Here is a 24,664-nt window from a genome sequence, read left to right as displayed (position 1 = left end):
GGGGGTCAGTCCATCCAACCCGCAAGCTCGCGGCTTATAAGCCTCTGATAGAGAGTGATAGCTTCCGCCGATGCGTTTAGACAGGGCAAATAGGCAAAATTTTCACCACCATGGGTCAAAAAAACCTCTTTTGCGCGCAGGGCGATTTCCTCTAGGGTTTCAAGGCAATCCGCCGCGAATCCGGGTGTTACGACAGCAATATTGCGGACATCTTCCTGTACCAAATTGGCGAGCGTCGCCTCGGTTTCCGGTTCGAGCCATTTGGCGCGGCCGAAACGGGACTGGAAGCTCATATGGACGGGCAGCGACAACGCCTCGCGCAGCAGGCGAACAGTCTTCACCGACTGGCAATGATAGGGATCGCCCAGGCGCAGCGTGCGTTCGGGCATACCGTGGAAACTGGCGAGCAAGGCGTCGGGCCGGAAATCCAGCGCCGCCAGATGCGCTTCGATCACCGCCTGCAACGCACCGATATAGGCCGGGTCGTCATGATAAGGCGGCAACGTCCTTATCGCGGGTTGCCAGCGCATCGCCTTCATCGCGGCGAAGGCGGCGTCGTTGGCGGTGGCGGTCGTCGCGGCGCTATATTGCGGATAGAGCGGCGCCAGCAGGATGCGATCGCACCCTTGCGCCTTCATCGCGGCAAGCCTGCTCGCAATGGCGGGATTGCCGTAGCGCATCGCCCAGTCGACCGTCACCGCATCGCCCATCGCCTGTTGCAGCGCCCGCGCCGTGGCGCGGGTGTGGACGGCGAGCGGGGAGCCTTGGTCGGTCCACACCTGTCGATAGGCGTGGGCGGACTTCTTCGGCCGGGTGGTGAGAATGACGCCGCGCAGGATCGGCTGCCAGATGAGCTTGGGGATTTCCACGACGCGGGGGTCGGACAGGAACTCGGCCAGATAGCGCCGCACCGACCTGACGTCCGGCGCGTCCGGCGTGCCGAGGTTCATCAGCAATATGCCGACCTTGGGCATCGCAACGGCGGGATGATCGACGGGCCGGGTCATGCGCTTCCCACAAGTGGCAGGCTCCGCAGCCGCTGACCCGTCCAGGTGTAAAGGGCATTGGCGATGGCGGGCGCCATCAGCGGCGCAGCGAGATCGCTGACGCCGGTGGGGGCGGCGGTGCTGCGGATCAGTTCGACCGTCACTTCGCCGACATCCGCCAGACGCGGCAGGTTCATCCGGCCCAGGATAGCGCGGGTCGGAAAGCCGCGTTCATAGGGGACGGACGCGCCCATCGCATAGGCAAGGCCATAGACCAGCCCGCTTTCGACCTGCTGGCGGGCAATGTCGGGATTGACCTGGTCGCCGACATCGACGGCCGCGATGATGCGATTGACGCTCAGCTTGTCGCCGCGCATCGCCGCCTCCACCATGACGGCGGCGTAGGCGCCGTCCATCATGTGCGTGGCGATACCCTGCCCGCTTCCGGGAATGCCGCCCTGCCAACCGCCCATCGCCGCCGCCGTGGAAAGGCAATGGGCAAGGCGCGGATTGCCACCCAACATCTGGATGCGGAAGGACGTGGCCTCCATCTTCGCTAGATGCGCCAGTTCGTCGATGAAACTTTCGGTGAAAAAGGCGCTGTGGAGATGAGCGTTGCTCCGCGTGAAACCGACCGGCAGGCCGACGTCGGTCGGATAATGGTCCACCGCCCAATTGGGGATGGCATAGAGCGGCGCCATGCCGGCGACGGCCAGCCGGGTCGCCTTGTCCGCCGCCCCCTCCGCAGCCTCATAGGGCAGCTTGCCCTCGGCGATGCGCGCCCAGCTCTGCGTCATGGCGCAGGGTGTCGCGACCTTGGCCAGCCAGCCCTGGACCGTGCCGTTGCGGCCCAGCCTGGCGGCCATGCGCGCGTGGGCGGGCGGACTGGGACGGTCCTGGATCACATCCTCCAGCCGCGACCATGTTAGTTGCACCGGGCGGCCCATTTCGCGTGCGATAAGCGCCGCCTGCACACCCGCCTCCCAATCCATTCTGCGGCCGAAGGAGCCACCGGCATGGAGCGGATAGAGCGTCACGGCGTCTGTCGACAGGCCCAGCGCATCGGCGATGGCGGCGCGGGCAAGGCCGGGCGCCTGCGTCGCCATCCACACTTCCGCGCCGCTGTCCGTGAGGCGGGCCGTGGCGCCCATCGGTTCCAGCGCCAGGTGGAGACCAGCCTCAACCTGATATTCGCTGGCGAGGATGGTCGCCCCTTCGAACACCGGCGCCAGATCGCCCTGGGAATAGAGGCGGCGTCCAGCGGAACCGGCAAAGGCATTTTCCAGCGCCTCGCCGATACTATCGCTGCTGACCATCCTGCCGCGCAGGGTGAAGACGGGGTCGGCCAGGTCCAGCACCTTGTTCGCCGCCCACCAGTTGCTCGCCACCGCCGCGATCCAGCGTTCGCGCCGCACCAGCTTCAGGAAACCGGTAACGCCGCTGGCTGACCGCTCATCCAGCCCGGCGAGGACCGCATCGCCGATCGGCCCCTGCCGGATCGAGGCATAAACCATGTCGGGCAGACGGATGTCGGCGGCGAAATTATGGCTGCCATCGATCTTGGACGGCGTATCGAGCCGGGGCAGATCCTGCCCGGTCAGGCGGCCGTCCTGCCCCTGACGCAGCGGCAATATGTCGGGCAGGTCGAAGTTCACACTGTCCCTGACCGCATCGCCGATCTTCATCCGGCGATCGCCCCCGTCGGAGATGATCCCTTCCTGAATGTCGCAGCTTTCCCAGGGGATATTCCAGCGCGCGCCCGCCGCCTTGCACAACAGGATGCGCGCGGCCGCGCCTGCATCGCGATAGGCGTCGTGGAACATGGGGACAGATGTGCCCCCACCCGTCAGCATCAGCGCGCTGCGGGTCGCATATTGGCCGATCGCCCAATCGCCCGCACCGCCCAGCAGCCTTGTCCAGTCACTCGCCAGCCATTGGCGCGCCAGCAGCGTGTTGGCGTAGAGCGGGCTGACCGGCGCGCTCTGCACCGCGACGGTGCGCCAGTCGGCGCCGAGTTCGTCCGCCAAAATCTGCGGCAATATGGTGGTGACGCCCTGCCCCATCTCGGTCTGCGGCACGACGACGATGACCTGCCCCGACCGGTCGATCTTGAGGAAGGCGTTGACGATCGTTTCGTCCGGCCCGGCGTTGAGATTGGGCTTATAGCTGCGCGGCCAGACACCCCAGGCGATCAGCAGCCCCGCGCCCGCGCCGCCACCGACCAGCAGGGTACGCCGGCTGATGCCCCTGTTCCTGTCTGATTGCTTCCGCGGTAAGCGCGCCATGCCCGCCTGATAAAGAGGCGCGGCGCGAATGCCTAGACCTATTCGGCGACGATCGGCGCGAGGCCGAGCCGGGGGATTTCGATCGCCGGGCAGCGGTCCATCACGACCTTCAATCCCGCCGCTTCGGCGCGGGCGGCAGCGGCTTCGTTAACGACGCCAAGTTGCATCCAGACAGCCTTGGCGCCGATGGCGATGGCATCATCCACCGCCTCACCCGCCGCTTCGCTGCGGCGGAAGATGTCGACCAGATCGATCGGCACGCCGATATCGGACAGGCGGCCCCAGATAAATTCGCCATGGACATGCTCGCCCGCGATCTGCGGATTGACCGGCAGGACGCGATAGCCATGATCCTGCAGAAAGCGCATCACGCCATAGCTAGGGCGGTCCGGACGGTCGGAAATACCGACCAGCGCGATGGTGCGGGTTTCCCGAAGCAGGGTTGCAATGTCTTGCGAGGCGGCGAGCGGCATGGCGATCTCCTTTTCATGACACATGGGGAGGACGCAGGCGCTTGCAAGACGTTCCCTTGGCGCTGCGATTGCGATAGCGAAGCGGCATGTTCGACATTCGCCCCGACGACCTGACCGATCCGCAAACCCGCGCGCTACTGGCGTTGCACCTGTCCGGCATGTTGTCCAACAGCCCGCCGGACGCCGTGTTCGCGCTCGACCTGTCCGGCCTGCAATCGCCGGACATCCAGGTCTGGACCGCCTGGGATGGCGAGGAGATCGCCGGGGTCGGCGCGCTGCGGATGCTGAGCGCGGACCAGGGCGAGATCAAGTCGATGCGCACCCATCCCGACCATCTGCGGCGCGGCGCGGCGGCGGTGTTGCTGCGCCACATCATCGCGCAGGCGCGTCAGCGGGGAATGGGACGGCTAAGCCTGGAGACCGGCAGCGGCCCCGCCTTCAACCCGGCGCTGACGCTCTACCGGGCGCATGGATTCACCGACGGCGATGCGTTCGGCGATTATACCAAGAGCGCCTTCAACCAGTTCCTGCATCTGGACCTGTAATCAAGCCGCCCGCTTGAGCCAGTCCGCCACCTTTTCCGCGATCGCGCGGAAAGCGTCGGCATGGGGGCCTTCGCCCGCCGCCGGGGGATCGCCCGCGTCGGAGCGGCGACGAATGTCGATCGCCAGCGGGATACGGCCGAGGAAGGGCATGGACAGGTCGCCCGCCGTGCTTTCCGCCCCGCCCTGCCCGAAAGGATCGGAGATTTCACCGCAATGGGGGCAGGCATAACCGGCCATATTTTCGACCAGGCCCACCATCGGCACGCCCGCCTGATTGAACAGGCTGACCGCGCGGGTGGCGTCGATCAGCGCCAGATCCTGCGGCGTCGAGACGATCACCGCGCCGGCGGGCTTATGCTTCTGCACCATGGAAAGCTGAATGTCGCCGGTGCCCGGCGGCATGTCGACCACCAGCAGTTCGGCGTCGCCCCATTCGGCATCGATCAGTTGCGACAACGCATTGCCCGCCATCGGCCCGCGCCAGGCCAGCGCCTTGCCGGGTTCGACCAGATGCGCCATCGACAGCATGGGAATGCCCGCCGCACCGGTAACGGGCATCAGCTTCTTATCCCGCGCGACCGGCTTCTGATCCTCGCTGCCCATCAGCCGCGCCTGCGACGGTCCGTAGATATCGGCGTCGACCAATCCGACCTTCAGGCCCAACCGCGCCAGCGCGACGGCAAGATTGGCCGACAGGGTCGATTTGCCCACCCCGCCCTTGCCCGAGGCGACGGCGATGATCCGAAGGGGCTTGCTCTCCGTCAGCGTTCGCTCCGCCGTTTGGGCGATACGAACGTCGGTGACGCCAGGCACGGTCAGGCCGCCTTCGCGGATCGCGGCAGCAAGGCCATCGCGCTGATCAGGGGAGAGTCCGCCGACGTCGAGCGCTAGCGTCATCACCCCGTCCTTGACGCGCGGGGCGCTGGCGCGGCCGTCGGTCAGGGCATTCAGACGGGCGGTAAAATCGGCAAGATCGGTCATGACGAGGCCCTGTAGGCAATATTCGCAGCCATTGGCACTGTTTTTCGTGGATAAGCCTTCCTATAGAAGGTGGCATGAGAAGAATATTCGGGTGGATGCCCGCGATCGCAGCGATGGTCCAAGGCCCCTGGGGCGGCAAGAATGACGGACCGGACGGGGACGGACAGAAGGGCGGCGGCGACGGCGGCCCGCGCAATCCGTGGACCCAGCCGGGCAAGCCATCCGGCGGACAGAAAGGCCCGTCCGCGATCGAGGAATTGCTGCGCCGGGGCCGCGAAAGCTTCGGCCAGGGCGGTGGCGGTCAGGGCGGCGGCTTTGGCGGCCTGCCCCCGCGCGCATCCGGCAAGGCGCTGTGGCCCATCGCCATCGGCATATTGGTGGTGCTGTGGCTGGTGCTGACCAGTTTCCACCGCGTCGGCCCGCAGGAACGCGGCGTCGTCACCCTGCTCGGCAAATATAGCCGCACGCTTTCTCCCGGCATCAGCCTGACCTTGCCCGCCCCGTTTGAGGCAGTGTCCACGGTCGATGTCGAGGAAATCCGCACCATCGACGTCGGGTCGGTGAGCGCGGAGAGTGAGAATCTGGTGCTGACCGGCGATCAGAATATCATCGACCTCGCTTATTCGGTGCGCTGGAACATCCGCAATCCGGAACTCTATCTGTTTCAGCTTTCTGACCCGGACGCGACGGTGCGCGAAGTGGCGGAAAGCGCGATGCGATCCGTCCTGGCCAGCGTGAGCCTGGACGATGCGCTGGGCGCGGGCCGCAGCAGCATCGAACAGCAGGTCGAGCAACGGATGCAGGAGATATTGGACGGCTACAAATCGGGTATCCGCATCCAGGGCGTCGCGATCAAGCAGGCCGATCCGCCGACAGCGGTCAATGACGCCTTCAAGGCAGTGTCCGCCGCACAGCAAACGGCGCAGACCTATCTGAACGAGGCCCGCGCCGCCGCCCAGCAGGTGACGGCCAAGGCGCAGGGCGAGGCCGCCGCCTTCGACAAGGTCTATGAACAATATCGGCTTGCGCCCGAAGTGACCCGGCGGCGCATGTATTATGAAACCATGGAGGGTGTTCTGTCGAACGTCGACAAGACCATCGTCGAAGGAAGCAATGTGACGCCCTATCTGCCCTTGCCCGAACTGAAGAGGCGGGCGCAGCAGGCGGCGCCCGCCGAAGCCGCAACCGCGAACAGCACGGGAGGCCAGTGATGACCCTGTTGCGCCATCCCGTAGCCCTCGCCCTGATCGCGCTGCTCGCCCTCATCATCCTGGGCAGCACCATTGCAATCGTGCCGGAAACCAAGCAGGGCGTGATCGTCCGCTTCGGCGATCCCAAGGAAATCATCAACCGCTATCAGGCCAATGAAAATTTCGGCCATACCGGCGCGGGGATAATCTGGCGCTGGCCGTTCATCGACCAGATCGTCTGGATCGACAAGCGCGTGCTGTCGGTGGAAATGGAGCGGCAGCAAGTGCTCTCGACCGACCAGCTCCGCTTGCAGGTCGACGCCTTCGCCCGTTATCGCATCGTCGATCCGCTGCGCATGTATATTGCTGCGGGCAATGAGGATCGCGTGTCCGACGCGCTGCGCCCGATCCTGGGTTCGGCGCTCCGCAACGAACTGGGCAAGCGGCCCTTCGCCGCGCTGCTCAGCCCGGAGCGGGGGCAGGTGATGCAGAATATCGAGACGGGACTCAATCGCGTCGCCCGTCAATATGGCGCTGAGATCGTCGACGTGCGGATCAAGCGCGCCGACCTGCCCGACGGCACGCCGCTGGAAAGCGCCTTCACCCGGATGCGCACCGCGCGCGAACAGGAAGCGCTGACCATCCGCGCGCAAGGCGCCAAGCAGGCGCAGATCATCCGCGCCGAGGCCGACGCCAACGCCGCGCGCATCTACGCCGAAAGCTATGGCAAGGACCCGCAATTCTATGATTTCTACCGGGCCATGCAGAGCTATCGCTACACGTTCGCGCCCGACCGGACCGGGCAGACCAACATCATCCTGTCGCCGGATAATGAGTTCTTGCGGCAATTTCAGGGGCGACGTTAAATTTTCGTCATGATCCATACGGATCATTACGGAACCAGCGTCATTCAATGAGGGTTAAGGCAAGGCGGCGCATGTCAGGACTTCCCTAAAAGTCCCGCCTTCCATTCCCAGAAGATTTGAAGAGGACCGTCACGAGTGCGTTACGCTTATGCCATTACCGGCGCCCTGCTGCTGGGCGGTACCGCCATCGCCGTCACCACCAGTTCCAATGTCGGCGCGCAGATCGCGCAGAATGAAGGCTTGCAGGCGGCGGCCCCGACCGGCGCTCCCGCAAGCCTGGCCGACATGGTCGAAAAACTGCAACCCGCGGTCGTGAATATCTCGACCAAGCAGCGGGTTCAGGTGCAAAACCCCTTCGCCGGCACGCCCTTTGGCGACCTGTTCGGCCAGGGCAGCGGCCAGCCGCAGACGCGCCAGGCGCAGTCGCTGGGGTCGGGCTTCATCATTTCGGCCGACGGCTACATCGTCACCAACAACCATGTGGTGTCGGCTGGCGCGGAAGGCGCCACGGTGGATTCGATCACCGTGACCCTCACCAACAAGGAAGAATATCCCGCCAAGCTGATCGGCCGCGATCCGGCCACCGACCTGGCGGTGCTGAAGATCGAGGCGAAGAAGCCCCTGCCCTTCGTCAAGTTCGGCGACAGCACCAAGGCGCGCGTGGGCGACTGGGTGATCGCGATCGGCAACCCCTTCGCCTTGTCGGGCACCGTGACGGCGGGCATCATCTCCGCCGTGCATCGCGGCACCGGCGGCACCTATGACAAGTTCATCCAGACCGACGCATCGATCAACCAGGGCAATAGCGGCGGCCCGATGTTCGACATGCGCGGCAATGTGATCGGCATCAACAGCCAGATCCTCTCGCCTTCGGGCGGCAATGTCGGCATCGGCTTCGCCATTCCGTCGGAACAGGCGGCGCCGATCGTCGATACGCTGCGCAAGGGTCAGAGCATCAAGCGCGGCTATCTGGGCGTCCAGATCAGCCCGCTGGGCGAAGACATGGCCGATTCGCTGGGCCTTGCCAAGAATCGCGGCGAGTTCGTCCAGAGCGTCGAACCGGGCAAGGGCGCGGACAAGGCCGGCATCAAGGCAGGCGACGTGATCGTCAGCGTCGCTGGCCAGGAAGTGACCGCCGACCAGAATCTGTCGTCGATCATCGCCAGCCAGTCGATCGGCGCGCGCGTGCCGATCACCCTCATGCGCAATGGCCAGCGCCAGACGGTGACGGCGATCGTCGGCGAACGTCCGTCGGAAGATGAGCTGAACAGCTTCGCCCCGCAACAGGATGAGGATTTCAGCCAGCAGGATTCGAACCCCGGCAAGGCGACCCAACAGTCGCTCGGCATTTCGGCGATCCCGCTGACGCCCGGCATCATCCGCCAGTTGGGCGTTTCGGCCGACACGCGCGGCATCGTCATCACCGCCGTCGACGGTTCCACCGATGCGGGCGCCAAGGGCCTGCGTCGTGGCGACGTCATCATCACCGCCAACAACCGCCCGGTCGCCAACCAGGCGGAGCTGGACGCGCAGGTGAAGGCGGTGGCCGGACAGGGCCGCAACGCCATCTTGCTGCAGGTGCTGCGCCGTGGCCAGCAACCGATCTTCCTGCCGGTGCGCCTGCGGGACAAATAAGCAGCGCTTGCCGTCTCTAAGGTTCTAAGACCCGTTCGGCCCTTCGACACACTCAGGAGAGTGTGTCGAAGGGCCGAACGGGTTTTCTTTTGGCTATCATGGCGTTTGCAAACCCGTTTTCTGAACGTAAGTGACGGGAGCGAGCCAATAAAAATCCTCCCCTGTAAGGGGAGGGGGACCGGCGAAGCCGGTGGAGGGGTGTTCCCCTCTCGATAGGGTGACCCCCCTCCGTCTGGCCTTCGGCCAGCCACCTCCCCTTACAGGGGAGGATTTTTCATGGTCCGCCGCATGAAAGGACAGCACTGCTGATCAATTGGTGCGTGGCATATTGGGCAATCTGTTCAAATAGGCTATGAAAAGACGTCAACAGGGAAGTGGAGCGACATGAGGAAGACAGCGACCCGTACAGCTATGGCGATGATAATGATGATGACGATCGCCGGGCCAATTCATGCACAAGTGGTTATCTATCCGCGTGAGGTCGTGGCCGCGGCGATCGTCGGCGACATCGTGCGCGACCGGCAGGCCGAGCGGGAAGCGCGGCGCACGCCCTATGCCTCGCCCGGCTATGGGTCGATCGCGTCGGCCGAGGCGGCCCGCGATGCCTGCGCGGCGAAGGCGCTGTATCAGGCCGGGCCGGCCTCCAGGTTGATCGGCCCCGCCCACGCCAGCACCATGTCCACCGGATGGGAAGTGGAAGGGACCGTCACATCACAAAATGGCGATATTCCCTTCGTCTGCTCGGTGCGTAACGGATCGGTCAGCGGAGTGCTGTTGCGGCAGTAGAATCGAGGGAAATCCGACCCCTGCGCGAGCAGGGGTACCGGCTTTCCCGATCGGTTTTCTGGGGCGGATAGGCGACGCATCATTCGCCCAAGAAAAGCTGCGTACTTTGTCTAGCGATGCGGTTGCCTATTGCCCCGCCTCACGGCTAAAGCCATCGCCATGAAGGCTCCTCCCCTGCCCCGCCACCCTCTGAGATTCGGTAATTTCCGGGCCTATCTGGTCGGGCGGCTGTGCGCCGTGCTGGCGCAGTACAGCATGATGATCGTGCTGGCATGGCAGGCCTATAATATCGCGCGCGATTCGATGACGACGGCGGGTGCGTCGGCGCAACTGGGGCTGATCGGCCTGGCGCAGTTCCTGCCGCTCTTCTTCCTGACCCCGGTGACGGGCTGGGTCGCGGACCATTATGACCGGCGGATCATCACCCGGCTGACCCTGACGCTGCTGATGGCGGCGTCGGCACTGCTGGCCTTCGCCACCTATGAAGGCTGGGTCAACCTGCCGCTGATCTTCGGCATTGCCGTCATCGTCGGCATCGCCCGCGCCTTCAACGGCCCCGCCTATGGCGCGCTTGCCCCCAATCTGGTGCCGATAGAGGTGCTGCCCAACGCCATCGCCATTTCCAGCGTCGTCTGGCAGACCGGGATGATCGCCGGCCCGGCGCTGGGCGGCTATGCCTATGCGGCAACCCCCTGGGGCGCCTATGCGCTGGCGGCAACCCTCTATGCCGTGGCACTGGCCGCCATGCTGATGATCAGCAAGGTGCCGCAGCCACCACGCGACACCAGCCGCCACCCGATCCGCCAGATGGCCGACGGCTTAGCCTATGTGCGGGGCAACCGGCTGGTGCTGGCGACGATCACGCTGGACCTGTTCGCCGTGCTGCTGGCGGGCGCGACGGCGCTGCTGCCGGTCTATGCCCGCGACATATTGCATGTGGGGTCGGCGGGGCTGGGGCATCTGGCCGCTGCGCCGGGCATAGGCGCCGCCGTCACCGCGCTCTGGTTCTCATTCCGGCCGATGAAGACCGAGGTCGGCCTGAAAATGCTGGGCGCGGTCATCCTGTTCGGCTTGGCCACCATCGCCTTTGGCTGCACCGCCTTCCTGCCGCATGGCATCGCGATCAAGGCGGGCGTCGCCGCGCTGATCGTGCTGGGCAGCGCGGACATGGTGTCCGTCTTCGTACGCCAGTCGCTGGTGCAGCTCCATACGCCCGACGCGATGCGCGGGCGCGTGTCGAGCCTGTCGCAACTCACCATTTCGGCGTCCAACGAACTGGGCGAGGCCGAATCCGGCTTCCTCGCCGCGCTGGTCGGGCCGGTCGCGGCCGTCATCGGCGGCGGCGTTGGCGCCATCATCATCACCCTTATTTGGGCGCGACTCTTTCCCGAATTGCGCCTAGCACGTAGCTTCGATCCACCCGAAATCGGGCGAGCAGATGCCAGCCAGGAGAAGACCCTATGAAAGCTGCCACGATACTCGAAACCATCGGCAATACGCCGCATATCCGCGCCAACCGACTGTTCGCCGACGCGCCGGAAGGCACCGAAGTCTGGATCAAGTCGGAACGGTCGAACCCCGGCGGATCGATCAAGGACCGCATCGCGCTCGCCATGATCGAGGCGGCCGAGGCGTCGGGCGAACTCAAGCCCGGCGGCACCATCATCGAACCGACGTCGGGCAATACCGGCGTGGGCCTCGCCATGGTCGCGGCGGTCAAGGGATATAGACTGATCCTGGTCATGCCCGAAAGCATGTCGATCGAGCGCCGCCGGCTGATGCTGGCCTATGGCGCCAGTTTCGACCTGACCCCGCGCGAAAAGGGCATGAAGGGCGCGATCGAGCGCGCGCTGGAGCTGGTGGGGCAGACGCCCGGTAGCTGGATGCCGCAGCAGTTCGAGAACCCCGCCAATATCGACGTGCATGTCCGCACCACGGCGCAGGAAATCCTGGCCGATTTCGCCGACACGCCGATCGACGCGCTGGTGACGGGCGTAGGCACCGGCGGCCATATCACCGGCACCGCCGAGGTGTTGAAGAAGCAGTGGCCGGGTCTGAAAGTCTATGCGGTCGAACCGACCCTGTCGCCCGTCATCAGCGGCGGCCAGCCCGGCCCGCACCCGATCCAGGGCATCGGCGCAGGCTTCATTCCGGCGAACCTGCATACCCAGTTGCTCGACGGCGTGATCCAGGTCGATCCGGCGGACGCCAAAGCGTACGCCCGCCGCGCCGCGACCGAGGAAGGGTTGCTGGTCGGCATCTCATCGGGCGCGACGCTGGCCGCGATCGCGCAGAAGTTGAAGGAACTCCCGGCCGGCAGCCGTGTTCTGGGCTTCAACTATGACACCGGCGAACGCTATCTGTCTGTGCCTGACTTCCTGCCCGAATAAGGTCGCACCGGACCGGGCATGACCGACGCATCCTCCTCACCCCAGCCACATGCTTTCATGTGGCTGGTCTGGGCATTGCTGTTCGTCGGCCTGCCCCTCTGCGTCGCGGGCTGGGAAAGCCGTCCGCGTCCCGCCGGGGCCGCGTCCCGTTTCGATGCGACGATGGCGCGACCCGGACAGCCCGGCACGCCACCTCCCCCGGTTGAGCCGGTCGAGAATTATGCACTGGATCGCGATCAGGCGCGGACGTTCAACGCCCACATCCCCTTTTCCCGCGATCCCAATCCGGCCGCGCGGCCCTATCTGTTTTCAGGGTCGGAAACGGACCTTGCCCGTGCGACCGACTGTCTGGCGGCGGCGGAAATCTACGAAGCGGGCGACGATGCCGTGGGCGAGGAAGCGGTGGCGCAGGTGGTGCTGAACCGGGTGCGCCATCCCGCCTTTCCCAAGACGGTATGCGGCGTCGTCTTCCAGGGGCAGGAGCGCAGCACCGGCTGCCAATTCACCTTCACCTGCGACGGGGCGTTGGCGCGCACGCCGCAGCAAGCCGCCTGGGACCGGGCGCGCGAAATCGCACGCAATGCGCTGGCGGGCAAGGTCTACGGGGCGGTCGGCCATGCCACCCATTATCATACCGACTGGGTCGTGCCCTATTGGAGCGGCAGCCTGGACAAGATCACGGCGGTCGGCACGCACCTTTTCTTCCGCTGGCGCGGATGGTGGGGAACGCCCCCCGCCTTTCGCAAGGGGGGCGAGACGGGCGAACCGCTGATCGCGCGGATCGCGCGCTTTTCAACCGCCCATCAGGCCGCTGGCGAGACGGTGCCGGACGGACCGCCGGTGCTGGTGGCCGGAACGGGCGCGGCGGTGCTGGCGGCGCAACCGCAGCAGATCATCAACGAAACATCACTGGGCAAGACGGTCGGCGGCGCGCGGCTGGCGATGCTGGGGCCGGGCGGCAAGAGCTTCCTGGTCGAACTGGCGCGCGACAGCACGCCCGATAGCTGGCCGGCGATGGCGCAGACCTTCTGCGCCGGACGGCCGGAATGCCGCATCATGGCCTGGCGCGCGGGCGGCGCGCCGACCAGGCTGCCGCTGGACGATGGCGCGATCGAGGCGATGAGCTTCGCCTATATCCACAATGTCGGCAGCGGATTGCAGCGGGCGCTGTGGAATTGCACCCAGACGCCCCGCGCCATCCCGAGCCAATGTATGCGCCAGCGCGTGCCGACGGTCGTCGTGCCCGCTCCGGTCCCCTCCAACGACGCCGGGCTGGCGGGCGTACGGCGCAAGGAACGGTTCGAAACGGTGAAGATCATACCGCCTGCCGCCGCTCCCGCTTCCCAACCCTGACCAGGGAGGACGGCCAAATGCGCAAGGGCCGTTGACGGATCGTTCCAGCCGCGCAACCTTGTCGGACAGACATCGACAAGGGGGTTTGCATGAAGAGGATGAAGCGCGCTGCCTGGGCGCTGGGCGTGGCGGCGATCGCGCTGGCCGGCGTGGCGAGCGCAAAGGATGTCGTGGTCCATGCCGGGCGGCTGATCGACGGCACGGGCGCGGCGCCGCGCGAGCGGGTGTCGATCCTGATCCGGGACGACCGCATCACCGCCATCCAGCCGGGTTTCGTGACGCCGCAGGGCGCGGAAGTGATGGACCTGTCCGCCAAGACCGTGCTGCCCGGTTTGATCGACACGCATGACCATATCACCGCCGGCTGGCACACAGGCGACCCGATCCGCAACAGTGTGACCCGCAGCGATTATGAGGACGCGATCGAGGCGACCGGCTTCGTGCGCGACACACTGCTGGCGGGCTTCACCGCCGTACGCGACTGCGGCGCCAATACCGGCGTCATCGTCGCGCTCAAGAAATCGATCGAGGGCAAGGTTATTCCGGGGCCGCGCCTGTGGGTGTCGGGGACGCCGCTGGGGCCGACCGGCGGCCATGGCGATGCGGTGAACGGGCTGCGGACCGAATTTGCGGATATTCCCCATATCGCCGACAATATCATCGACAGCCCCGAAGCTGCACGGGTCGCCGTACGGCGGCTGAAGCGCGAGGGTGTGGACCTCATCAAGATCATGCCGTCGGGCGGGGTCATGTCGATCGGCGACGATCCCACCCACCAGTTGATGACCGATGAGGAGATCAAGGCGGTGATTGAGACCGCCCATGCGCTGGGGATGAAGGTCGCGGCCCACGCCCATGGCAAGCAGGCGATCGACCATACGATCGCGCTGGGCGTCGATTCGATCGAGCATGGCTCCTATGCCGATGCGGGCAGCTACAAGATCTTCAAGCAATATGGCGCCTATCTGGTGCCGACCATGCTGGTGGGCGAGCGCGTCTATCAGCGGGCGAAGGAGCATCCCGAACAGTTGAACCCCTCCACCGCCGAAAAGGCGCTGGTGATCGGCCCGCTGCTCCAGAAGAACCTGCGCGACGCCTATGCGGCGGGCGTGAAGATCGCGTTCGGCACCGACACGTTCGGCCTGTCGCGCCATGGCGAAAATGCGCAGGAGTTCGCGCTGATGGTCGGTGCGGGCATGACGCCGATGGATGCGATCAAGGCCGCGACCGGCAGCGCCGCCGACCTGCTGGGCAGCCAGGATGTCGGCACGGTGCAGACCGGCCGCTATGCCGACCTGATCGCGGTGGACGGCGATCCGCTCAAGGACATCCGCCTGCTGGAGCGGGTCGGCTTCGTGATGAAGGGCGGCACCGTGGTGAAGGCCGAGGGGAATCCTGTGATCTGAGGGCGCTTGGAGGCGACGGCAGCCAGGGAGAACGGACAATCCGCTTGCAGACCAAAAGATCGGAATTGGACGTTCCGTTGGATATTTCGACGCCGTAAAACGGAGCTGCTTTCAGAAGTCTTCCTTTTCGGAGATTATAGTGCAGATCGCGGTTCTGACGTTTGACGGTTTCAACGAGTTGGACTCCTTCGTCGCGGCGGCCATCCTCAATCGTATGAAAACGAAGGGATGGGCGGCGCATATCACCTCGCCGACCGAACATGTTACGTCGATGAATGGCGTGACTGTCCGGCGTCAGCAGCCGTTGGAGTTTGCGGCGGAAGCCGACGTCGTCCTGATAGGCAGTGGGGTCAAGACCCGGAATATCGCGTCGGACGCGGACCTGCTTTCCCGCATCAAGCTCGATCCGTCCCGCCAACTGATTGGAGCGCAATGTTCGGGCACGCTGTTGCTGGCGAAGCTGGGCCTGATCGGCGATCTGCCCGCCTGCACCGACCTGACTACCAAGCCCTGGGTGATTGAGGCGGGCGTGAAGATAATCGATGCCCCCTTTATCGCGCATGGCAATGTGGCGACGGCGGGAGGCTGCCTCGCCTCACAATATCTGGCGACATGGGTGATCGCCCGTCGTGCCTCCATGCGCGACGCCGAAGAAGCGATGCATTACATCGCACCGGTGGGTGAGAAGGCGCTTTATATCGAGCAGGCCATGGCCGCCGTTGCGCCCTTCGTCCCGCGAGAGGATGTTGTCGCGGCTTGAAGAGGCAGTACGTTCCGAGCTGGGACAGCAACGCGGGTCGCTTCCGGCCCAAGTTAGCGTAAAGCAGCCCCTGCCCCCTTCACAAATCCAACAGGCGGGCCTATATAGGTCAACGAAATCCGATCCGGACGGCGCTCCCCGCGCTTATGGACCGGCCTTTGATTTTCGCCGGGTTCCGAACTGCCTAGCGCACGGTTTCGGGTAGAATGGGCGGAAATCATAGGGTCACAAGACGCTGAGAGTGCGGATCGGACAGTCCCGGCCCGCACCTTTTTGCGTGGCGGTAGAGGAGCGAATCACCTCCTTTCACTGCTTGCGCCGGACTGAATTTTCGCTGGGATGCGAAAAAAATGACGAATGAAGGCAAGGACAACGCATGGCGACCAAGGCTCTCCCAACGATCAACACCGGCGCTAAGAAGCGCATCCGCAAGGTGTTCGGCGACATCCACGAAGTGGTGCAGATGCCGAACCTGATCGAAGTCCAGAGGGAGAGCTACGAACAGTTTCTGCGCTCCGATCCGTCGATCGGCTATGTGTCGGGCCTGGAAAAGACCCTGCGCAGCGTCTTCCCGATCCGCGACTTCGCCGGCACCGCCGAGATGGACTTCGTCCATTACGAGCTGGAAGACCCGAAGTACGACGTCGAGGAATGCCGTCAGCGCGGCATCACCTACGCCGCGCCGATGCGCGTTACCCTGCGCCTCATCGTGTTCGAGGTGGACCAGGACACCGAAACCCGCTCCGTGCTCGATATCAAGGAGCAGGATGTGTACATGGGCGACATGCCGCTCATGACGCAGAACGGCACCTTCATCGTCAACGGCACCGAGCGCGTCATCGTGTCGCAGATGCACCGTTCGCCGGGCGTCCTGTTCGACCATGACCGTGGCAAGACCCACTCGTCGGGCAAATATCTGTTCGCCGCGCGCGTCATTCCCTATCGCGGTTCGTGGCTGGATTTCGAGTTCGACGCCAAGGACATCGTCAATGTCCGCATCGACCGCAAGCGCAAGCTGCCGGTCACGGCGTTGCTTTATGCGCTGGGCCTGACCGCCGAGGAAATCCTGGGTCAGTTCTACAATAAGGTCGTCTACGTGCGTGGCGAAGGCGGTTGGCAGATTCCGTTCACCGCCGAAGCCTGGCGCGGCCTCAAGCCCGCCTTCGACATCGTCGACGCCAAGTCGGGTGAAGTCGTGTTCGCCGCCGGTCACAAGATTTCGCCCCGCGCCGCCAACAAGGCGGAGAAGGACGGGCTGGAAACGCTGCTGATCCCGACCGAGGAAGTCTATGGCCGCTACAGCGCCTATGACCTCATCAACGAGAAGACCGGCGAGATATACATCGAGGCCGGTGACGAAGTATCGCCGGAAAATCTGGAAAAGCTGGATAAGGTCGGCATCGACCGCCTCGAACTGCTCGACATCGACCATGTCGGCACCGGCCCCTGGATTCGCAACACGCTCAAGGCCGACAAGGCCGAGGAGCGCGATCAGGCGCTGTCCGACATCTATCGCGTCATGCGCCCCGGCGAACCGCCGACGAAGGAAACCGCTGAATCGCTGTTCGCCGGTCTGTTCTTCGATCCGGAACGCTATGATCTGTCGGCTGTTGGCCGCGTCAAGATGAACATGCGCCTCGACCTGGATGCCGAAGACAGCGTCACCACGCTCCGCACCGAGGATATCCTCGCCGTGGTCAAGGAGCTGGTGAACCTGAAGGACGGCAAGGGCGAGATCGACGATATCGACAATCTCGGCAACCGCCGCGTCCGGTCGGTCGGCGAGCTGCTGGAGAACCAGTATCGCGTCGGTCTGCTGCGCATGGAGCGTGCGGTCAAGGAACGCATGTCGAGCGTCGACGTGTCGACCGTGATGCCGAACGACCTCATCAACGCCAAGCCCGCAGTGGCTGCGGTGCGTGAGTTCTTCGGTTCCAGCCAGCTTTCGCAGTTCATGGACCAGACCAACCCGCTGTCGGAAGTCACCCACAAGCGCCGCGTGTCGGCGCTTGGGCCAGGCGGCCTGACCCGCGAGCGCGCAGGCTTCGAAGTCCGCGACGTTCACCCGACCCATTATGGCCGTATCTGCCCGATCGAAACGCCGGAAGGCCCGAACATCGGTCTGATCAACTCGCTGGCAACGTTCAGCCGCGTGAACAAGTACGGCTTCATCGAGACGCCTTACCGCAAGGTGATCGACGGCAAGGTGACGAACGACGTCGTCTATCTGTCGGCGATGGAAGAGGCCAAGCACACGATCGCGCAGGCGAACGCGGAGCTGAACCCCGACCACAGCTTCGCCGAGGATCTGATCTCCGCACGCGAAGCCGGCGAATTCCTGATGGCGCCCAAGGACAACATCACGCTGATGGACGTCAGTCCCAAGCAGTTGGTGTCGGTCGCGGCCTCGCTCATTCCCTTCCTGGAAAATGACGACGCCAACCGCGCGCTGATGGGATCGAACATGCAGCGCCAGGCGGTTCCGCTGGTCCGTGCCGAAGCGCCGTTCGTCGGCACTGGCATGGAAGGCACCGTGGCGCGGGATTCCGGGGCGGCCATCGCGGCCCGCCGCGCGGGCATCGTCGACCAGGTCGACGCGACCCGTATCGTCATCCGCGCCACCGGCGACGTCGAACCCGGCCAGTCGGGCGTCGACATCTACACGCTGCAGAAGTTCCAGCGCTCCAACCAGGACACCTGCATCAACCAGCGCCCGCTGGTGAAGGTGGGTGAGCTGGTGCAGGCCGGCGAGGTTATCGCCGACGGCCCGTCGACCGAGTTCGGCGAGCTGGCGCTGGGCCGCAACGTGCTGGTCGCGTTCATGCCCTGGAACGGCTACAACTATGAGGACTCCATCCTGATCTCCGAGCGGATCGTGAAGGATGACGTCTTCACCTCGATCCATATCGAGGAGTTCGAGGTCATGGCCCGCGACACCAAGCTGGGTCCGGAGGACATCACCCGCGACATCCCGAACGTCGGTGAGGAAGCGCTGCGCAACCTCGACGAGGCGGGCATCGTCTATATCGGCGCCGAAGTGGAGCCGGGCGACATCCTGGTCGGCAAGATCACCCCCAAGGGTGAATCGCCGATGACCCCGGAAGAAAAGCTGCTCCGCGCGATCTTCGGTGAAAAGGCGAGCGACGTGCGCGACACGTCCCTGCGTCTGCCGCCGGGCGTTGCCGGTACGGTCGTCGAAGTGCGCGTGTTCAACCGCCACGGCATCGACAAGGACGAGCGCGCCATGGCGATCGAGCGGGAGGAAATCGACCGTCTCGCCAAGGACCGTGAGGACGAACGCGGCATTCTGAACCGCGCCACCTTCAACCGTCTGCAGGAAATGCTGCTGGGCCAGACCGCCTCCGCCGCGCCGAAGGGCATCAAGAAGGGCGTGGTGATCGATGAAGCCCTGCTGGGCGAGGTCGAGCGTCACGAATGGTGGAAGTTCGCCGTTGAGGATGACGTCCGCCAGGCCGGCATCGAAGCCGTCAAGGCGCAGTATGACGAAGCGGTGAAGCTGATCGTCGAGAAGTTCGAGGATCGCGTCGACAAGCTGCAGCGCGGCGACGAACTGCCGCCGGGCGTGCTCAAGATGGTCAAGGTGTTCGTCGCGGTGAAGCGCAAGCTGCAGCCGGGCGACAAGATGGCCGGCCGTCACGGCAACAAGGGCATCATCAGCCGCATCCTGCCGCAAGAAGACATGCCGTTCCTGGAGGACGGTACGCCGGTCGATTTTGTGCTGAACCCGCTGGGCGTGCCGTCGCGCATGAACGTCGGTCAGATCTTCGAGACGCATCTGGGCTGGGCCGCTCGCGGCCTGGGCGCCCAGATCGGCAGCGCATTGGATAGCTGGCGTGAAGCCAATCCGAACCCTGAGGTGGGCCAGCCCCCTGAGGCGGTGAAGGAACTGCTCAAGACGATCTACGGCGCCAACTATATCGAGCAGATCGACCAGCGCACCAGCGAGGAAATCGTTGAGCTGGCGCAGAATGTCCGCGGCGGTGTGCCGATGGCGACGCCGGTGTTCGACGGCGCCGTCGAAGCCGACGTGTCGGCAATGTTGAAGCTGGCGGGTCTGGATGAATCGGGTCAGGTCGTTCTGTATGACGGCCGCTCCGGCGACGCCTTCGACCGCAAGGTGACTGTCGGCTACAAATATGTCCTGAAGCTGCACCATCTGGTCGACGACAAGATCCACGCCCGTTCCATCGGCCCCTACTCGCTCGTCACCCAGCAGCCGCTGGGCGGTAAGGCGCAGTTCGGTGGCCAGCGCTTTGGTGAGATGGAGGTGTGGGCGCTCCAGGCCTACGGCGCCGCCTACACGCTGCAGGAAATGCTGACGGTGAAGTCGGACGACGTTGTCGGCCGCACCAAGGTCTATGAAGCGATCGTCAAGGGCGACGATACGTTCGAGGCCGGCATTCCCGAAAGCTTCAACGTGCTGGTCAAGGAAATGCGCTCGCTGGGCCTCAACGTCGAACTCGCCGCGATGGACGAGGTCGAGGATGACGACGGCATGGCGCAGGCGGCGGAGTAAGCCTCCTATCTCCCCTCCCGCTTGCGGGAGGGGCCGGGGGAGGGCCTGTAATGGGTCCAACCTCAGCGCAAGACATTCCCTCCCCTAACCCCTCCCGCAAGCGGGAGGGGAATTGAGGAAAAGAAGATGAACGAACTTACGAACTTCGCCAATCCGATCCAGAAGCCGGAAACCTTCGACCAGATCCAGATCGGCCTCGCCTCGCCGGAACGCATCCGGTCCTGGTCCTTCGGCGAGATCAAGAAGCCGGAAACGATCAACTACCGCACGTTCAAGCCCGAACGCGATGGTCTGTTCTGCGCGCGCATCTTCGGTCCGATCAAGGACTATGAATGCTTGTGCGGCAAGTATAAGCGCATGAAGTATAAGGGCATCGTCTGCGAGAAGTGCGGTGTCGAAGTCACGGTGTCGAAGGTCCGCCGCGAGCGTATGGGCCATATCGAACTGGCCGCTCCTGTCGCGCACATCTGGTTCCTGAAGTCGCTCCCCAGCCGCATCGGCCTGCTGCTCGACATGCAGTTGAAGCAGCTTGAGCGCGTGCTGTATTTCGAGTCCTACATCGTCACCGAGCCGGGCCTGACCCCGCTGGAGAAGTTCCAGCTTCTGACCGAAGACGAACTGCTCGACGCGCAGGACGAATATGGTGAGGACGCCTTCTCCGCCGGCATCGGCGCGGAAGCGGTCAAGCAGATGCTGATGGACCTCGACCTTGATGGCGAGAAGCAGGCCCTGCTCGAAGAGCTGGCGACCACCAAGTCGGAACTGAAGCCCAAGAAGATCATCAAGCGCCTCAAGGTGGTTGAGAGCTTCCTGGAATCCGGCAACCGGCCTGAGTGGATGATCCTGGACGTCGTGCCGGTCATCCCGCCCGAACTGCGCCCGCTGGTGCCGCTGGACGGCGGCCGCTTCGCGACGTCGGATCTCAACGACCTGTATCGCCGCGTCATCAACCGCAACAACCGCCTGAAGCGGCTGATGGAGCTGCGCGCGCCGGACATCATCGTCCGCAACGAAAAGCGCATGTTGCAGGAAGCCGTCGACGCCCTGTTCGACAATGGCCGCCGCGGCCGCGTCATCACCGGCGCGAACAAGCGTCCGCTCAAGTCGCTGTCCGACATGCTCAAGGGCAAGCAGGGCCGCTTCCGCCAGAACCTGCTCGGCAAGCGCGTCGACTATTCCGGCCGTTCGGTCATCGTGACCGGTCCTGAGCTGAAGCTGCACCAGTGCGGCCTGCCCAAGAAGATGGCGCTCGAACTGTTCAAGCCGTTCATCTACGCCCGCCTCGACGCCAAGGGTTTGTCCATGACCCTCAAGCAAGCGAAGAAGTGGGTCGAGAAGGAGCGCAAGGAAGTCTGGGACATCCTGGACGAGGTGATCCGCGAGCATCCCGTGATGCTGAACCGCGCGCCGACGCTCCACCGTCTGGGCATCCAGGCGTTCGAACCCGTGCTGATCGAGGGTAAGGCGATCCAGCTTCACCCGCTGGTCTGCTCGGCCTTCAACGCCGACTTCGATGGCGATCAGATGGCCGTGCACGTTCCCCTGAGCCTTGAGGCCCAGTTGGAAGCGCGCGTGCTGATGATGTCGACCAACAACATCCTCTCGCCCGCGAACGGCAAGCCGATCATCGTGCCGTCGCAGGACATGGTGCTGGGTATCTATTACCTGTCCATGGAACGCGAAGGCGAGCCGGGCGAAGGCATGTTGCTGTCCGACATGCAGGAGGTCCACCAGGCCCTCTATGCCAAGGCCGTGACGCTGCATTCGAAGATCACCAGCCGCGTTCCGCAGACCGACGAGGCCGGTCAGGAATATATGAAGCGGTTCGAAACCACGCCGGGCCGCATGTTGCTGGGCGAATGCCTGCCCAAGAGCCACAAGGTGCCCTTCGACGTCGTCAACCGCCTTCTCACCAAGAAGGAAATCGGGGACGTCATCGATCAGGTCTATCGTCATACCGGCCAGAAGGACACGGTGCTGTTCGCCGACGCCATCATGGCGCTGGGCTTCCGCCACGCATTCCAGGCCGGCATCTCGTTCGGCAAGGACGATATGGTCATCCCCGACAGCAAGGTGACGTTCGTCGACGAAACCAAGGCGCTGGTGGCCGACTATGAGCAGCAATATCAGGACGGTCTCATCACCCAGCAGGAAAAGTACAACAAGGTGATCGATGCCTGGAGCCGTTGCGGCGACCAGGTTGCGAACGCCATGATGGATGAAATCCGCGCCCAGCCCAAGGATCCCAAGACCGGCCGCCTGGCCCCGATCAATTCCATCTACATGATGGCGCATTCGGGCGCCCGTGGTTCGCAAGCCCAGATGAAGCAGCTAGCGGGTATGCGCGGCCTGATGGCCAAGCCGAGCGGCGAGATCATCGAGACGCCGATCATCTCGAACTTCAAGGAAGGCCTGACCGTCCTTGAATATTTCAACTCGACCCATGGTGCTCGTAAGGGCCTGGCCGATACCGCGCTCAAAACGGCGAACTCAGGATATCTGACCCGCCGTCTGGTCGACGTGTCGCAGGACTGCACGATCGTCGAAGAAGATTGCGGCACCGAAAAGGCGCTGGAGATGAAGGCGATCGTCCAGGGCGGCAGCGTCATCGCTTCGCTGGGCGAGCGTATCCTGGGCCGTACCACTGCGCAGGATATCGTCGACAGCAAGGACGGCAGCGTGCTGATCCCGATCGGCACCCTGCTGGACGAAGCGATGATCGCGCAGATCGAAGCCATCGGTACGCAGGCCGTGAAGATCCGCAGCCCGCTGATCTGCGAAAGCAAGATGGGCGTATGCGGCAAATGCTACGGTCGTGATCTTGCCCGCGGTACGCCAGTCAATATCGGTGAAGCGGTCGGCGTCATTGCGGCGCAGTCCATCGGTGAACCGGGTACGCAGCTGACCATGCGTACCTTCCACATCGGCGGCGCGGCGAACTTCAACGAAACGTCGAACCTGGAAGCGCTGTCGGACGGCACGATCGAGCTGCGCGACATGCCGACCATCACCGACAAGAATGGCCGTCGCCTGTCGCTCGCCCGCAACGGCGAGATCGCGATCATCGATAATGAAGGTCGCGAACGCGAAACGCACCGCCTGCCTTACGGCGCGACCATCCTATTTGCGGATGGCGACACTGTGAAGAAGGGCGATCGCTTCGCCGAATGGGACCCGTTCACCATGCCGGTGATTACGGAAAAACCGGGTATCGTGAAATATGTCGATCTGATCGACAACAAGACGCTGACCGAACAGACCGACGAAGCAACCGGCATCGCCCAGCGCGTTGTCATCGAGCATCGCGGTTCCGCCCGTACCAAGGAGGATCTGCGTCCGCGCCTCACCCTGCTCGACGACCAGTCGGGCGAAGCCGCCCGCTACATGCTGGCGGTGGGTGCGACCCTGTCGGTCGACGACGGTGCCCAGGTGCAGGCCGGTGACGTGCTGGCGCGTGTCAGCCGTGAAGCGGCGAAAACCCGCGACATCACCGGTGGTCTGCCGCGCGTCGCCGAACTGTTCGAAGCCCGCAAGCCCAAGGACAATGCAATCATTGCCAAGGTGTCGGGCCGCGTGCAGTTCCTCAAGGATTACAAGGCGAAGCGCAAGATCGCCATCAATCCCGAGGATGGCGGCGAGCCGGTCGAGTATCTGATCCCCAAGAGCAAGGTGATCGACGTTCAGGAAGGCGACTTCGTGAAGCGCGGCGACAACCTGATCGGTGGTTCGCCCGATCCGCACGACATTCTGGAAGTGCTCGGCATCGAGCCGCTGGCCGAATATCTGGTCGCCGAAATCCAGGAAGTCTATCGCTTGCAGGGCGTGAAGATCAACGACAAGCATATCGAGACGATCGTTCGTCAGATGTTGCAGAAGGTCGAGATCATCGAGTCCGGCGACACCACGCTGTTGGTGGGCGAGCAGGTCGACCGCGAGGAGATGGAGGAGATCAACTCCAAGCTCCAGCCGGGCTTCCAGCCTGCCGCGGGCAAGCCGGTGCTGCTGGGCATCACCAAGGCCTCGCTGCAGACCCGGTCGTTCATCTCGGCCGCGTCCTTCCAGGAAACCACCCGCGTCCTCACCGAAGCGGCGGTCCAGGGCAAGAAGGACACGCTGGTCGGCTTGAAGGAAAACGTCATCGTCGGCCGCCTGATCCCGGCGGGCACCGGTGCGGGCATGAACCGCCTGCGCGTTGCCGCCTCGTCGCGCGATGCGGCGATGCGCGCCGCGCTCCGCGCCGCCAGCCAGGTCGACCTGATCGCTCCCAAAACGGCCGCCGAGGAACATGCCGCCGAACTGCGGCAGGGTCCGGAAGCGGCAATCGGCGACGATCCGCTGGGCGCCGTCCAGGGTGAAGACTTCACCACCGAGGACATGGAATAAGACCTTTGAAAGCACGGGAGCCGCTTCCTATATGGAAAGCGGCTCCCAGGCCTTTTGCGTCCTCAGGAACGCATAAGAATGCCCGCCG

At 64.3% G+C, this 24,664-nt stretch carries 16 protein-coding genes; 12 read left to right on the top strand and 4 right to left on the bottom strand.

Features of this window, described 5'->3' with window-relative positions:
• Positions 1-5: 5 nt before the first annotated feature.
• The 3 genes from hemH to MOK15_RS00975 are packed head-to-tail and all read right to left on the bottom strand — an operon-like array spanning position 6 to position 3,744.
• A complete protein-coding gene (gene hemH / locus MOK15_RS00985; protein WP_242929878.1) occupies positions 6-1,007 on the bottom strand; it encodes a ferrochelatase in 1,002 nt (333 codons plus the stop codon).
• Positions 1,004-3,271 (bottom strand): molybdopterin cofactor-binding domain-containing protein, encoded by a 2,268-nt coding sequence (locus tag MOK15_RS00980; RefSeq protein WP_242929877.1) that lies wholly within the window; start codon positions 3,269-3,271, stop codon positions 1,004-1,006. Before MOK15_RS00980 ends, hemH begins: the two co-directional genes overlap by 4 nt.
• 38 nt (positions 3,272-3,309) lie before the next feature.
• Entirely contained in the window at positions 3,310-3,744 is a 435-nt protein-coding gene (locus MOK15_RS00975) for a CoA-binding protein (RefSeq protein ID WP_242932592.1), read from the bottom strand.
• Positions 3,745-3,830: 86 nt separating this feature from the next.
• On the opposite strand from MOK15_RS00975, the gene MOK15_RS00970 reads away from it, so the two are divergent.
• Positions 3,831-4,289, top strand: coding sequence for a GNAT family N-acetyltransferase (locus MOK15_RS00970; RefSeq protein ID WP_242929876.1), 459 nt, complete (start codon positions 3,831-3,833; stop codon positions 4,287-4,289).
• On the opposite strand, the gene MOK15_RS00965 is transcribed toward MOK15_RS00970, so the two are convergent.
• Complete coding sequence (locus MOK15_RS00965) at positions 4,290-5,270, bottom strand: Mrp/NBP35 family ATP-binding protein (RefSeq protein WP_242929875.1); 981 nt, start codon at positions 5,268-5,270, stop codon at positions 4,290-4,292.
• 74 nt (positions 5,271-5,344) lie between these two features.
• Here MOK15_RS00965 and hflK point away from each other — a divergent pair, with 74 nt between their 5' ends.
• The 11 genes from hflK (at position 5,345) to rpoC (ending at position 24,576) form a co-directional block, all read left to right on the top strand.
• Positions 5,345-6,481: an FtsH protease activity modulator HflK gene (gene hflK, locus MOK15_RS00960; protein ID WP_242929874.1), complete on the top strand. Its 1,137-nt coding sequence runs from the start codon at positions 5,345-5,347 to the stop codon at positions 6,479-6,481.
• Complete coding sequence (locus tag MOK15_RS00955) at positions 6,478-7,326, top strand: protease modulator HflC (protein WP_242929873.1); 849 nt, start codon at positions 6,478-6,480, stop codon at positions 7,324-7,326. Before hflK ends, MOK15_RS00955 begins: the two co-directional genes overlap by 4 nt.
• A gap of 135 nt (positions 7,327-7,461) precedes the next feature.
• Positions 7,462-8,961 carry a Do family serine endopeptidase gene (locus MOK15_RS00950; protein WP_242929872.1) on the top strand — a complete coding sequence of 500 codons (1,500 nt, stop codon included), beginning with the start codon at positions 7,462-7,464 and terminating at the stop codon, positions 8,959-8,961.
• Positions 8,962-9,384: 423 nt separating this feature from the next.
• The gene (locus tag MOK15_RS00945; RefSeq protein WP_242929871.1) at positions 9,385-9,747 is read left to right on the top strand and encodes a hypothetical protein; all 363 of its coding nucleotides are present in this window, start codon (positions 9,385-9,387) and stop codon (positions 9,745-9,747) included.
• A gap of 159 nt (positions 9,748-9,906) precedes the next feature.
• A complete protein-coding gene (locus tag MOK15_RS00940; protein ID WP_242929870.1) occupies positions 9,907-11,211 on the top strand; it encodes an MFS transporter in 1,305 nt (434 codons plus the stop codon).
• A complete protein-coding gene (gene cysK / locus MOK15_RS00935; RefSeq protein WP_242929869.1) occupies positions 11,208-12,137 on the top strand; it encodes a cysteine synthase A in 930 nt (309 codons plus the stop codon). The genes MOK15_RS00940 and cysK overlap by 4 nt, the downstream gene beginning before the upstream one ends.
• Before the next feature lie 18 nt (positions 12,138-12,155).
• The gene (locus MOK15_RS00930; RefSeq protein WP_242929868.1) at positions 12,156-13,490 is read left to right on the top strand and encodes a cell wall hydrolase; all 1,335 of its coding nucleotides are present in this window, start codon (positions 12,156-12,158) and stop codon (positions 13,488-13,490) included.
• Positions 13,491-13,588: 98 nt separating this feature from the next.
• Positions 13,589-14,896 carry an amidohydrolase family protein gene (locus MOK15_RS00925; RefSeq protein WP_242932591.1) on the top strand — a complete coding sequence of 436 codons (1,308 nt, stop codon included), beginning with the start codon at positions 13,589-13,591 and terminating at the stop codon, positions 14,894-14,896.
• 139 nt (positions 14,897-15,035) lie between these two features.
• Positions 15,036-15,656 (top strand): DJ-1/PfpI family protein, encoded by a 621-nt coding sequence (locus MOK15_RS00920; RefSeq protein ID WP_242929867.1) that lies wholly within the window; start codon positions 15,036-15,038, stop codon positions 15,654-15,656.
• 376 nt (positions 15,657-16,032) lie between these two features.
• Positions 16,033-20,193: a DNA-directed RNA polymerase subunit beta gene (rpoB, locus tag MOK15_RS00915; protein WP_242929866.1), complete on the top strand. Its 4,161-nt coding sequence runs from the start codon at positions 16,033-16,035 to the stop codon at positions 20,191-20,193.
• Between the two features lie 126 nt (positions 20,194-20,319).
• Entirely contained in the window at positions 20,320-24,576 is a 4,257-nt protein-coding gene (gene rpoC, locus MOK15_RS00910) for a DNA-directed RNA polymerase subunit beta' (protein WP_242929865.1), read from the top strand.
• Positions 24,577-24,664 lie beyond the last annotated feature (88 nt).

The organism is Sphingobium sp. BYY-5 (assembly GCF_022758885.1).
Classification (GTDB): domain Bacteria; phylum Pseudomonadota; class Alphaproteobacteria; order Sphingomonadales; family Sphingomonadaceae; genus Sphingobium.
This window is presented reverse-complemented; position numbering and strand designations above follow the sequence as displayed.